Raw genomic sequence first — 12,470 nt, 5'->3', positions numbered from 1 at the left:
ATTTTAATAAGTTCTATGCAGCGATGGCTTGTTGAACCTGTGCTGGTTTTGTGTTGATTCCCATCCAGGTTTTCTCTTCTGCCGAAAGTTGACTTAGTTGCTGTTGAAACCAAGTTTCAAAATTCTCTTGCAGCAATCGTTGGCGCATAAAATTGTCTAACTGTGCAGTTATAAACTTTTCCACCCGGACAATCACCCATGATTCTCCAAAGGCTACAGGTGCTTGAACTATACCCACTTGACTTGTGCAAAGTAACTGAGCAAAATTTGGGGTGATTGTACCAACTTCCACTGGGCCGATGATGCCACTTGTCTCAGCTTCAGGGCCTTGAGAATATTCATGCGCCAACTCAGCAAATGACTGTTCCCCTTCTGTAATTCGGAAATATAGCTCGTTAGCAGTTCCTCTGTTATCAGTCCGAATTAAAGAATAAATTACTTTATCAAAATGTCTTTTGTATTTAAGGAAGTAAGATTCTAGTTGATGTCCCCAAGTTATTTGCTTAAACTTTTCGACTCTGAGCTTTCGGGTTGCAAAAAGTTCTAATTGTTCTTGAGTTAAACCGTAACGTAAGCACCAAGATTGAATTTTTTCTTCACTGTTTAAATCCCACTGCTGATAAAATTGTTCTAGAGCATGAGATGTTTCAGCTGGTGTACAGGTGATTGGTGCGATCGCAGACTCGATAATGCTCTGAGATAACAATTGCGGGATTAGATTGTAACTAGCTAAAAAGGGGATAATTTCTGGCGGTAAGATGGCGCTGCCGCTACGCCCGTCGTAGACATCGCCTAGTTGTAATGTTTTATTCATATTTGTGTAAATATTTGCGCCGTGCAGAGATAAATTTAGAAATGCAAGCGGTAAAGTTCAGGTATGGATTTGTACCGCTTGCATCATTTGCATACCCTTGAAAGCATTGCCGTACAAAACTTTCAAGTACTACTCATCACTGCCAATGCCTAAAGTTAAGCAAAGGGGGTGGTGAACTGGTCAAAAGTCAGGTTGTAATTAGTGGCACCATTGAATTCAGTGACCTGTAAGAAGTAGTTACCAGCGGTGGTAAAGTTGGAAATAAGCTCTGAGTTAATACCTCCATTAGTAGAGTGTGCAATTTCCTCTCCGGCGTCAACGATGCGATTGTTGTTAAAGTCTCGAATCAGCCGGATGTCAGCATCGCTGCTTAATCCGTTCAATTTAATGTTGACACCCTCAAAGGTTCCCAAAGTGAAGCTGTAAACATCAGTAGTGTTGCGGTTATCTATGGAACCTGTACGAGTGACATCATGTGACAGGTTACCAACTATAAATTCTCTCGGTAGAAGGTTGCTGAAACTGGCTGAAAGGGGAACAGTTCCAGACGGTTCAGTCGCAGACAAGGCTAAATCGTAACTGACATTGCCTGAACTACCTGGAGCAAAGCGAGATACTTCGGCAAAAAAAGTACCTGAGCTAGTTTTAAAGTTAATCGCGTCATCATGGTTGCTTGCTTGATTGGAAACAAGTCCAACTTTTCGGTCGAAGTCGTCCAATACACCGTTAAGGTTAGCGTCCTTAAACAGCTGGATGTCGGCATCATCGCCAGCGCTGATGTCTGTCAGAGACAGGTTGATGTTTTTGCCACTGGTGATTTTGAACTGAAAGACATCCGTGGGTTCAGATGCATTTAAATCAAAGTTATTTTTGACAACAGGGGTGCTACCTAATGTACCAAGATTGTAAAGTGTCATTTTTTTTGTCCTTTGGGTGTTGATTGTGATCTGGTCAAGTTGAGATTAAGTTGTGGTTTGCACAGATGTGAACTTTCTATTTGAACCTACATTTACTGGAATGTAGCGGCTTAGAGTTTGATGAAAATAAATATTATTTCTTATTTTCAATAGAGCCTTAGTTGTTTGGTTTTGTGCAAGCCGTGTTCAGAACCTGTTGTTTAACCATGAATCTAAATTAAGCTGTTTCTTCAATAAACACAGCATGAAAAAGACTTCTATAGTTAGGTGTTTAAAAGTCAATTCCAAGTACTTTGTATTGTTTAGTCATAAAAAGTCTTATAGCGGTTCTCGACCCTTAGAACCCCAACCCCCTCCTCGCTTACGCGGGGAGGGGGCTATGATGTACCTCATGTGATTAGGAAATGCTATATCAGGTTATCAGCGATAACATTGATTTAGTTGATAAATATTTCTACCTCAGAACCTCTGCTACAGCGCTAGTCGAGTAGAAGTAGTTGACAAAACGCATAGTTCTTGAAGAGGCTATGCCAACACCCATCCTTGCCCCTAAATTTGGGGTTTTCCTTAGCTATAATTTGGCAGACTTTACCAATCTGGTAGATGTTTGGTACTCTCGTCCTCTCGTCCGCTTTAACAATTCTACCAGTCGGCAAATGCTGTGATACCCGAAGTTACAGAGCTGTCCCAGAAGGCTCTTGCACCCTATTGTTAGCAGTTTTTGCTTCTACAAAAGCTTCCCGACCTGTAATCAATCTAGAGCGACGATTACGAGTGATATAATTCCACGCCCACTGAAATACTACTAGTAATTTAGTGTCAAACTCGATTAAGAAGTAGATGTGAACTAATAGCCAAAATGCCCAAGCAATGAAACCTGTGAGTTTGATTAAGCTTAAATCTACAACAGCTAAATTTTGCCCAATCATCGCCAAACTACCCACATCGTTGTAATGAAATTGTGGCAAAGTCTTACCTTTAAGCCGTCGTTGAATTAGTTTACCTACATACTCTCCTTGTTGTTTAGCTACGGGTGCAACACCAGGTAAGACTTTACTATCTTGGTGGGAGAAGTTAGCTAAATCTCCAATTACGAAAATGTTGTCATAACCCTCGATAGACAAGTCAGGTTCTACAATTACACGCCCAGAGTAATCGCACTCTACACCTGTACTTTCTGCTAAGACTTTCCCCATTGGGGAACCTTGGACACCTGCTGCCCACAATATAGTTTTTGAGGCAATTTCTGTAAATTCATTGTCTTGCTTGAAAGTAACAACATCACCTTCAATATTTGTCACTCTGGTGTGAGTGTGGAGTTCTACACCCAACTTTTGCAAAGATACTGCTGCTGATGCCGATAACTCTGGCACCATGTGTGGGAGGATGCGAGGGCCCCCTTGTAATAGTAAAATTTTCGTTTCTGAAGTGTCGATGCTGCGGAAATCTTCTTTGAGAGTTTTGTATGCCAATTCTGCGATCGCACCTGCTAACTCTACACCAGTCGGGCCACCCCCCACAATCACAAAACTCAACCAAGCACAACGTTTTTCAGGATCAGTTTCTTTTTCTGCTGCTTCAAATGCGCCAAATATTCGGCGACGCATTTCTATAGCATCTTCCACAGTTTTCAAGCCAGGAGCAACTTTTTCCCAGTGATCCTTACCGAAATAGGAATGGTTAGCACCTGTGGCAACAATTAATGTATCATAAGGTACTATCTCATCACCCAAAATAACTTGTTGCGCTTTTGGATCAATATTATTTACTTCTCCCAACAACACCTTTGTATTCTTGCTTTTGCTGAATACAGATCGCAATGGTGCGGAAATATCAGATGGTGATAGCGTACCTGTGGCAACTTGATATAAGAGCGGCTGAAATAGGTGAAAGTTTCGTTTATCAATGAGAGTAACATTTACATTCGCTGCATTCAGAGCCTTTGCTGCATACAGTCCACCAAAGCCACCACCAACAATGACAACCCGATGTGGTGCATTATTTTCAAGTGAGACTACCATACGAGATATTTCCTTGTGTTAAGAACTTGTAACTATTCTTAACAAAGATGTAACAGCATTATGCTAATGGTTGCTGTTTATTTAGAACAATTGAAAAAATACTAAAAGTATTCAAAGTTAGTATTCACTACTTCTACTGGACTGCTTCTCTAGATATCCCTCTTGCAAGAAACAAGGCAGGAGGCAGAAGGCAGGAGGCAGGAGGAAAGAGGATTTGGCTTGTTTCTCCCATCCATAACGGAAGCGAGCGCGTCCGTAAACAGCTTGTGTCACTTTCCTCAGATAAAAGGATGAGATCCTTTCTACACAAGAGTTTCACGATAGAGCGATGATAATATTTATCATACTAGAAAATAAAGCCACAAACCTAACCCTAGTCTAAGGTTTAAGCATTGCTTTTGATTCTTGTGTTCGGAGAGCGATCGAAGAGGTAGGGGAGCAGGGGGAGAGGGAGGACAAGGGGAGAATTATTCAAGTTTCTCCCTTGTCTCCCCCATCTTCCTTGTCTCCTATGTCTCTTCTCGATGCCCAATTCCCAATTCCCAATCAGTATCCTGCTTTCTTGTCTACGACATTCCGCAAGGGTTGACCGGTTTGGTAGCGTTTAAGATTGTCGATAAACAGTTGTGCTATGCGCTCTCTCAGTCGTGGTGACAGGGCTGAACAATGGGGTGTGATAAAGGCGTTCGGCAACGACCACAAAGGACTTTCCGGTGGTAGAGGTTCTGTAGCCACTGTATCTAATCCAGCACCTGCAATCCATCCCTCACTTAGTGCGGTGAGCAATGCTGTTTCATCGACGATCGCACCACGAGCAATATTAATTAAGTAAGCAGACTGACGCATAGAGCGTAAGGCGGCTTCATCGATCAAGCCTTTCGTTTCTGGGGTTAGTGGCGTGGCAATTACTACATAGTCGGCTGCGGGTAGGAGCGATCGCCATTCATCAGCACCCACTACTTTATCAAAATTCGGTAGGGGTTCGGGATGGCGGCGGCTCCCCCAAACTTTAACACCAAAGGCTTTAGCGCGAGATGCGATCGCTTGACCTATATTCCCTGTGCCGAGAATTAATAAAGTCGCGTCTGCTAGCTCTTCGAGAAACACTCCTCTTACCCAGGTGTGTTCATCCTGCAAAGTTTGCAATTTCCGCAGATTCTTGGCGTGATAGAGCATGAATGCCAGTACAAATTCCGAAATTGGAATCGCATGAACCCCCGCGCCATTAGTGAGGATAATATCTTTTTGCAAAAAATTTGGCGTAAGGATGTGATTCACGCCAGCACTCGGTGACTGTTGCCAACGCAGCCTGGGCGCTGCTGTCAGCACTTTGTCAAGAGTAGAAGTTTTCAGGTAAAATCCGTTGACATAAACTTCTGCATCACTGACATCACCATCAAGATTACCTTCACTATCCACCTCCACAACATCTATATCAGATGGTAGGTGTGGCTCAATATCAGCAATGAGATGATCGGGTAAAATCAGTTTCACCATTTGCTACTCCCTAATTCCATTTTGGATTTTGGATTGTGTAACCCAATCGGTAACGCCTCTTCATTTTTAATTTTTAATTTTTAATTGTTTAGTATCCTGCTTCTTTATCTACTACATTTCGTAATGGTTGACCAGCTTGGTAACGCTTCAGATTGTCGATAAATAGTACTATTGAACGCTGTTTAATTTTTGGGGAATCGCTAGAAATATGAGGTGTGATAAAGATATTAGGAAGTGACCATAAAGGACTTTCGGATGGTAATGGTTCTGAGTTAACTGTGTCTAAAGCTTCACCTGCAATCCAACCTTCTGTGAGCGCTTTTATTAAAGCCAATTCATCAATTACGCCACCGCGAGCAATATTAATTAGGTAGGCATGTTTTGGGAGCAATCGCAATACAGATTCATCAATAAATTCTTTGGTTTCTGGAGTTAGAGGTGTTGCAATAACTACATAATTAACTCCTGGCAGGAGCGCTCGCCATTCATCACCACCCACTACTTTATCAAAATTTGGTAGCTCTTGGGGATGACGGCGACTGCCAATAATTCTTAAGCCGAAGGGTTTAGCACGGGCGGCGATTTCTTGACCAATACCACCGGCACCGATAATTAGTAAGGTAGCATCTGTCAATTCTTGGATAGCAAAGCCTCTTTTCCAGTGACGTTCCGCCTGTAGAGCATATAATTCTGGCAGGTGTTTGGCATGAGCTAGGATATAAGCGATCGCAAATTCTGCGATCGGAATTCCATGCACTCCGGCCCCATTGGTGAGGATAATATCTCTTTCCAAATAAGTTGGTGTGAGGATATGATTCACCCCTGCATTTGGTGCATGATGCCAACGCAGTGCAGGTGCTGCTGCTATTATTTTATGCAGTATCGGACTTCTGGCTAAAAACCAACTAAAATAAACTTCAGCATCAGTAGCATCCCCATCTAAATTTCCTTCAACATCTACTGTGACAATCTCTGTATCAGGCGGTAGATGAGGCTCAATGTCAGCAACGAGATCGAGCGGTAAAATCAGTTTCATGGTAGATAACCTCTTTTCTATTTACAGAAATATCTCTATAAATTGCTTCTGGTTTACTAATAAATATGTGAATCTCTTTATTCTCTCTGTGTTCTCTGCGTCTCTGCGGTTTGCTTTGAAAGAGAATTCAGAAGTCAGAATTCATAATCAAGATACTCTCTACGAGATCCTGCACTATCGGCAGGAAATTCATTCAGACCTACGACTGTCTTATTTGTTACCACCAAATTTTCCATTTGGCAGAGGTGCAAAACGCCAGTTATTCATACACTTTTTCGGTCAGAATACCTAATTGAATTCTGACTCTTGTCTCCTGCCTCGATAAAAAATTATTTTTCGCAAATTAGATAACTATATTAATAACATTGATTCTCGAAGTAGCCTATTTTTACCACAGCTACCTCAAGCATTGCATTAATCAACTAACGAAAGCTAAATCTCAACTACTCAACTGCAACAATTGGTTATTTGACTGAGTACTTTCATTGCTCATTACTCGTTGGAGAACTGCTTCTCTGATATTGATAAACACTTCGCTACTTCTATCTCGGGGGCGTGAAAGTTTTACAGGTAGATCGAGAGAAATACGTCCTTCATCAATCACTATCACTCGGTCTGCCAACGCCACAGCTTCTTCTACATCGTGAGTCACTAAAAATGCAGTAAATCTCCGCTCTTGCCACAAGTTCTCAATCAAACCCTGCATCTCTAGACGAGTTAGAGCATCTAATGCTCCCAAAGGTTCATCTAACAATAACAAACGGGGCTGGCTAACTAATGCCCTTGCCAATGACACCCGTTGCCGTTGTCCACCAGATAAGACATAAGGCCACTCATCAGCCCGATCTTTGAGTCCGACTTTATCGAGTGCCCACAAAGCTTTTTCACGCCAATTACCTTCCAAGCCTAACCCCACATTCTGAACAACGCGCTTCCACGGCAGTAAGCGGGGGTCTTGAAACATCACTGTTACAGAGCGGCTGAGTCTACGCAGTGGTTCTCCATCCAGTAGTATTCCGCCTGAAGTTGCTTTATCTAACCCTGACACCAGACGCAATAAAGTACTCTTACCACAACCACTACGTCCGACGATAGCGACAAATTCACCCGCTTCAACTTCTAAATTGAGCGAGTTTAAAACAGTTTTCTTACCGAAAGCTTTAGTCAAATCCAAAATACTTAGTTGCGTACCTTGTACATTAGAACTCACTTGCAAAACCTCATTTTTCAGAACGATTGAGATTGAATTATTCGGTGAAATATTGAATTTGAAAATCACACCCAGAATCAAGAGTTTTTAATATTTGACCTTGGTGATTTTCTCATTTTATGACCTTTGATAGTTAGGATTCCAAGCCAAGAATTTGGTTTCTAACCCTCTGGCAACAGCATCTGCTAATTTACCCAGCAGTGCATAGATAACAATACTCAAAACCACAACATCAGTTTGCATAAACTCACGGGCATTCATTGCCATATAACCAAGTCCAGAATCCGCTGCGATCGTTTCTGCCACAATTAATGTCAGCCACATAATCCCCAAGGAAAAACGGACACCGACGAGAATTGAAGATAAGGCCCCTGGAAAAATAATTTGCCACAAAAGTTGTGGGGTTTTTAATCCATAGACTTTTCCCATTTCAATCAGTCCAGGATCTACATTGCGAATGCCATGAAATGTATTAAGATATAACGGGAAAAATACCCCCATAGACACTAAAAAAAGTCTAGCTTGATCGCCGATGCCAAACCAGAGAATTACCAGGGGAATTAATGCCAGATTAGGGATAGTACGAAGCATTTGCAAAGAACTATCCAATAACTTTTCTGCTATACGGGAAAAGCCATTGAGCAATCCCAAACCGAACCCAATACTGCCACCAACTATAAAACCAGATATCGCCCGTCCAGCACTAATTTCTATATGTTGAAAAAGTTCTCCGGTAGAGGCTAGTCTAATGGCTGTAGCAATTACGCCACTTGGGGCTGGTAAAATTCTGGTTGAAAGTAAACCAGTTCTGGAAGCAAATTCCCACAATACTAGTATTAAAACGGGCACAATCCAGGGAACTATTTTATCGATTTGTGGGTTTTCTAATACCTCGCTCCAGGATATATTATTGTTTCTTTTGCTGTGTTTAAGGGTAATAGTCATGGGATTTTAGATTTTAGATTTCCGCAAAGATGAATCTAGAAGCATCGTCAACATCATTTGTAATTAAAGAGCAAATTACAAATTATTCATGAAGCACTCGTTAGTTGTTTAGCAAATTTTTCACTGCTAACTATTTCGCTAACAGTACTCAATACTGGTGGCGTTAGCGGTGCAGTTTCCCTCTGCAAAGGTAAACGTGGAAATAATAATTCAGCTGTACGATATGCCTCTTCTAAATGGGGATATCCAGAGAACACAAAGGTTTCTATGCCCAAATCTTGATATTCCAGCATCCTAGCGGCAACAGTATCGGGATCTCCAACTAGGGCTGTACCAGCACCACCCCGCACTAATCCAATTCCTGTCCACAGGTTGGGGCTAATCTCTAGGGTTTCTCGACTACCACTATGTAGTTGACTCATCCGTCGCTGTCCTTCAGAATCAGAACTAGCTAGGTGTTTTTGAGCTTTTGCGATCGCATCCTCATCAACATACTTAATCAGCTCATTGGCAGCATCCCAAGCCGCAGAATCGGTTTCTCGCACAATTACATGCAAGCGAATCCCAAAACGGACTGTTCTACCTTGTTCAGCCGCCAGTCGTTTAACCTCAGCAATCTTTTGAGCAACTTGCTGTGGAGGTTCGCCCCAAGTTAGATAAACATCTATATGTTTAGCAGCAACGCGCTTTGCAGCCGCAGATGAGCCACCAAACCACAATGGTGGATAGGGTTTTTGGACTGGTGGAAATAGGAGTTTACCACCTTTGATATCCAGGTAGTTTCCTTTAAAATCGACTGTTTCCCCACTGACGATACCCCGCCAAACGGTAAGAAATTCATCGGTTAAATCATAGCGATCGTCATGATTAAGATGCAAGCCATCCCCAGCGAGTTGCACCGGATCTCCACCTGTCACCACATTAATTAACAATCTTCCTTTAGAAATCCGATCAAATGTTGCTGCCATCCGTGCAGCAGCACCTGGAGAAGTAATTCCTGGACGAATTGCCACGAGAAATTTCATCTGCTTGGTGACAGATATAAAAGCGGCGGCAGTTATCCAAGCATCTTCACAAGAACTCCCTGTAGGTAACAATGCGCCTGTGTAGCCTAAACTATCCACAGCTTGGGCAATTTGCTGCAAATAATCAGGTGTGGCAACACGAGAGCCAATATCTGTACCTAAATAGCGTCCGTCATGAGATCCAGTAGGAATAAACCAGAGAATTTGCATATCTATCAGGGTATGAGAACTTAATATACGATTATCCGATCAAATTGCCGTATTTTATAGTCAAAATTTTACCCGATATTATCTAAAAATCAAGCCTAATTTAACCATTAGTAAAAAAGGGCTGCCTGAATAACGAACTCCTTAGTCGGTAATTTTGACACTTTTGTAGCCAGAATTGCTGTGTTGGAAAATACAACTTTTAATCGAGTAAGGCAAAAAGGAGGCAAGAGGCAATAGGAATTCCCATAAATTTATTTATGGGATTTTTAGCGAGTGACTATCTGCGGCGATCGCCTACGGCACGCTACGCGAACGCAGTTACTTGGGTTGAGTTGACCTAGCCAATAATTTTGATATATTTTCTCTTCATGAATAAATACTGGGTCTTGCATTGTAACAAGCTCTATGCAAAGATAATTTTACGCAAAATCCGGTAAATCTATCGACTTACCGTTTTATGGGCTTTTCTTAACAATTCAGATTGTGAAATCTAGCTGCTTACTAATTAGTGTATTCAGCTAATGTTAATTGTCAATCAGTAGCTTGAATTAAATTCAAGATTTAGTCGATGCCAGTAGCCGTTGATGAATTTTGTTGCATTATCTCACCAGTCGCACTCCAATATCAAACCGAATTTTGAATTTTGTTTTGAGAATTTTTTATGAATTTTGGAGTCTACATTCAACTGCTTAGGAATGGTTGCGGTATTTATCGGGGATTTGCACTTTTATCGCCAGGAGAACCTTTGCTAACTCATTAACTAATGGTTTAGCACAAATATTTCATCATTAATTTCTGCTAGTTTGTCTGTCAAAGCTAGAGCTAATTTATTCGTTTTTCAGGTTGAGGAGTTCAAGAGTAATGTCGAATTTTCGCTCTAATTATAGATACACAATGTTCCTGATATTGTTGCTAGATATTCTAGCCATTTTGGTTTTTTATCCAGCCAAAAGTCACGCTGAACTCCCTAAATCTGATGTATCTACTGCTGAAGCAGAAGTGAACAAAGCTCCAGAAGCAATTGTCAATCAAACACTAGAAACTTCAATGATAGAGGCAGGAGACAAAGGGTCAGGAGAGGTCGCATCCCCTCCTGCTTTCTGTGCGCTATCCTGCGTCCTACCTTCTTCTTCAATTCCACCGCTAACTAGTAAAAAAGCTACCAACCCAGAACGAGTCACACCTGTTTCGCAATTGTTGGAAGTTGCACCGCCGACTAATAAAAAAGCTACAAATAATTCTGCGGGACAAGTAACATCTGTCTCCCAATTGTCAGATGTTTTACCCACAGATTGGGCATTTCAAGCATTACAGTCTTTGGTGGAGCGCTACGGTGTAATTGCTGGATATACAGATGACACATTTAAAGGGAATCGTGCCCTAACACGGTATGAATTTGCTGCTGGGTTGAATGCTGCTTTAGAGCGCCTCAATGAATTAATAGCGACTTCAACGGCAGATTTGGTCAAACGGGAAGACTTGGATGCCATCAAAAAACTACAAGAACAATTTTCTCCAGAACTTGCTCAATTTCGGGGACGCTTAGATAACTTGGAAACGCGGACTGCGAAATTAGAGGCAAATCAGTTTACAACTACAACTAAACTTATAGGTCGAGCGCAGATTGTTCTTGGCTCGGTTCTGGCTGGCAATAATGTCGTTACCAAAAGACCTGCACCTCGCAATGCCACACTTCAAGGTTCAACGACTTTACGGTTAAACACTAGTTTTAACGGTAAAGATTCACTAAGCTTATCGCTGTCAGGTGGAAATATTGAATCATTAGGACAAACAAGAGCTGGATTATTAGGAACTTTTGAGGGGAGAACTGCTGATAACTCCAGTATTACCTTTGCACGTAATACTATTCTTCTCGGTGGCGTGCGATATCGTTTTTTACCTAATCCAGATACTCAAGTTAACATTTATGCCCTATCTGATGGAGCTAGTGAGATAGGTCTTTCTGGCCCTATCAATCCATATTTTGAATCGTCTTCTGCAACCGGCGCTAATGGAATTTCACGATTTTCACGGCGGTCTTTGGTCTATAACTATGGAGATAGCGGACCCGGAATTGCCATACTCCAAAAATTAGGCAAACAGGTTCAAGTGGGGATAGCGTACAGCGCACCAAACGGCGGTAATCCCACAGCTAATAATGGCTTATTTACAGGCAGGTATTTAGCTCTGGCACAGATAATCTACTACTCCTCTAATCGAAATTTTCGGGTGGCGGCAACTTACGTCAATACTTATAGTCCAGCAAATACCCAAGGTCTAAGTGGAACAAACTTCGGCCCAGCAGTCGGTAGTAACCTGGTAAACAGCACCGTACCTGGAGCGGGAACTGTAGCCAATCTTTATGGTCTACAAGCGTTCTATCAAGTTAATTCCAAGTTGGCAATTAATGGGTGGATAAGTTATGGAGCGCACCGCTATTTAGGGCGCGGTGATGGTAGTGCAATGGATTGGGCCGTAGGACTAGCATTCCCGGATCTGTTTAGTGAGGGTGCTTTAGGGGGGATTTTAGTTGGTATGGAGCCGAAACTTACTAGGCTCAGTCAAAGTGTAAATTTGGGAGCAGGTGCTGGACAAGCAGACAAAGATACCTCCTTGCACGTTGAGGCATTTTACCAATATAAAATCGGAGATAATATTGAGGTGACACCGGGTTTGATCTGGATTACTGCACCGGACTCTGATGCCAGCAATCCTGATAGTTTATTTGCTTGGGTTCGTACTGTCTTTAGGTTTTAATCGGGAAAACTTAGGTTTTCTAGTAATGTAGAACTTTG

General features: G+C 41.9%; 11 protein-coding genes. 2 read left to right on the top strand and 9 right to left on the bottom strand.

Going from position 1 to position 12,470, the window contains the following annotated elements:
- Positions 1-13 precede the first annotated feature (13 nt).
- Together NPUN_RS29815 and NPUN_RS29810 are read right to left on the bottom strand one after the other, a co-directional pair.
- Positions 14-814 carry a peptidylprolyl isomerase gene (locus tag NPUN_RS29815; RefSeq protein ID WP_012412128.1) on the bottom strand — a complete coding sequence of 267 codons (801 nt, stop codon included), beginning with the start codon at positions 812-814 and terminating at the stop codon, positions 14-16.
- Positions 815-969: 155 nt separating this feature from the next.
- Positions 970-1,731, bottom strand: a complete 762-nt coding sequence (locus NPUN_RS29810) for a PPC domain-containing protein (protein ID WP_012412127.1) — start codon at positions 1,729-1,731, stop codon at positions 970-972.
- Positions 1,732-2,228: 497 nt separating this feature from the next.
- On the opposite strand from NPUN_RS29810, the gene NPUN_RS42225 reads away from it, so the two are divergent.
- The gene (locus tag NPUN_RS42225) at positions 2,229-2,396 is read left to right on the top strand and encodes a hypothetical protein (protein WP_167315678.1); all 168 of its coding nucleotides are present in this window, start codon (positions 2,229-2,231) and stop codon (positions 2,394-2,396) included.
- A 9-nt stretch (positions 2,397-2,405) separates the two neighbouring features.
- Here NPUN_RS42225 and NPUN_RS29805 read toward each other — a convergent pair whose 3' ends face one another.
- The 7 genes from NPUN_RS29805 to NPUN_RS44295 form a co-directional block, all read right to left on the bottom strand.
- Positions 2,406-3,752 carry an NAD(P)/FAD-dependent oxidoreductase gene (locus NPUN_RS29805; RefSeq protein WP_012412126.1) on the bottom strand — a complete coding sequence of 449 codons (1,347 nt, stop codon included), beginning with the start codon at positions 3,750-3,752 and terminating at the stop codon, positions 2,406-2,408.
- Between the two features lie 546 nt (positions 3,753-4,298).
- Positions 4,299-5,249 carry a D-2-hydroxyacid dehydrogenase gene (locus NPUN_RS29800; protein ID WP_012412125.1) on the bottom strand — a complete coding sequence of 317 codons (951 nt, stop codon included), beginning with the start codon at positions 5,247-5,249 and terminating at the stop codon, positions 4,299-4,301.
- An 88-nt stretch (positions 5,250-5,337) separates the two neighbouring features.
- Entirely contained in the window at positions 5,338-6,285 is a 948-nt protein-coding gene (locus NPUN_RS29795) for a D-2-hydroxyacid dehydrogenase (protein ID WP_012412124.1), read from the bottom strand.
- A gap of 439 nt (positions 6,286-6,724) precedes the next feature.
- A complete protein-coding gene (locus tag NPUN_RS29790; protein WP_012412123.1) occupies positions 6,725-7,495 on the bottom strand; it encodes an ATP-binding cassette domain-containing protein in 771 nt (256 codons plus the stop codon).
- A 117-nt stretch (positions 7,496-7,612) separates the two neighbouring features.
- On the bottom strand, positions 7,613-8,440 hold the full coding sequence (gene ssuC, locus NPUN_RS29785) for an aliphatic sulfonate ABC transporter permease SsuC (protein WP_012412122.1): 828 nt from the start codon (positions 8,438-8,440) through the stop codon (positions 7,613-7,615).
- 86 nt (positions 8,441-8,526) lie between these two features.
- Positions 8,527-9,675 (bottom strand): FMNH2-dependent alkanesulfonate monooxygenase, encoded by a 1,149-nt coding sequence (gene ssuD, locus NPUN_RS29780; RefSeq protein ID WP_012412121.1) that lies wholly within the window; start codon positions 9,673-9,675, stop codon positions 8,527-8,529.
- Positions 9,676-9,941: 266 nt separating this feature from the next.
- Positions 9,942-10,067, bottom strand: coding sequence for a hypothetical protein (locus NPUN_RS44295; RefSeq protein ID WP_272913942.1), 126 nt, complete (start codon positions 10,065-10,067; stop codon positions 9,942-9,944).
- A gap of 469 nt (positions 10,068-10,536) precedes the next feature.
- Here NPUN_RS44295 and NPUN_RS29775 point away from each other — a divergent pair, with 469 nt between their 5' ends.
- A complete protein-coding gene (locus NPUN_RS29775) occupies positions 10,537-12,432 on the top strand; it encodes an iron uptake porin (protein ID WP_012412120.1) in 1,896 nt (631 codons plus the stop codon).
- The last annotated feature ends 38 nt before the right edge of the window (positions 12,433-12,470 follow it).

Origin of the sequence: Nostoc punctiforme PCC 73102 (assembly GCF_000020025.1) — a bacterium.
GTDB lineage: Bacteria > Cyanobacteriota > Cyanobacteriia > Cyanobacteriales > Nostocaceae > Nostoc > Nostoc punctiforme.
Note: the sequence above shows the minus strand (reverse complement) of the source record. Positions and strands in the feature narration are given on the sequence as shown.

What these genes read in the sequence shown, in the direction of transcription:
- NPUN_RS29800 (WP_012412125.1), bottom strand. Translation starts at nt 5,249, where the DNA reads ATGGTGAAACTGATTTTACCCGATCATCTCATTGCTGATATTGAGCCA.
- NPUN_RS29775 (WP_012412120.1), top strand. Translation starts at nt 10,537, where the DNA reads ATGTCGAATTTTCGCTCTAATTATAGATACACAATGTTCCTGATATTG.
- NPUN_RS29810 (WP_012412127.1), bottom strand. Translation starts at nt 1,731, where the DNA reads ATGACACTTTACAATCTTGGTACATTAGGTAGCACCCCTGTTGTCAAA.
- NPUN_RS44295 (WP_272913942.1), bottom strand. Translation starts at nt 10,067, where the DNA reads ATGCAAGACCCAGTATTTATTCATGAAGAGAAAATATATCAAAATTAT.
- NPUN_RS29815 (WP_012412128.1), bottom strand. Translation starts at nt 814, where the DNA reads ATGAATAAAACATTACAACTAGGCGATGTCTACGACGGGCGTAGCGGC.
- ssuD (WP_012412121.1), bottom strand. Translation starts at nt 9,675, where the DNA reads ATGCAAATTCTCTGGTTTATTCCTACTGGATCTCATGACGGACGCTAT.
- ssuC (WP_012412122.1), bottom strand. Translation starts at nt 8,440, where the DNA reads ATGACTATTACCCTTAAACACAGCAAAAGAAACAATAATATATCCTGG.
- NPUN_RS29795 (WP_012412124.1), bottom strand. Translation starts at nt 6,285, where the DNA reads ATGAAACTGATTTTACCGCTCGATCTCGTTGCTGACATTGAGCCTCAT.
- NPUN_RS29805 (WP_012412126.1), bottom strand. Translation starts at nt 3,752, where the DNA reads ATGGTAGTCTCACTTGAAAATAATGCACCACATCGGGTTGTCATTGTT.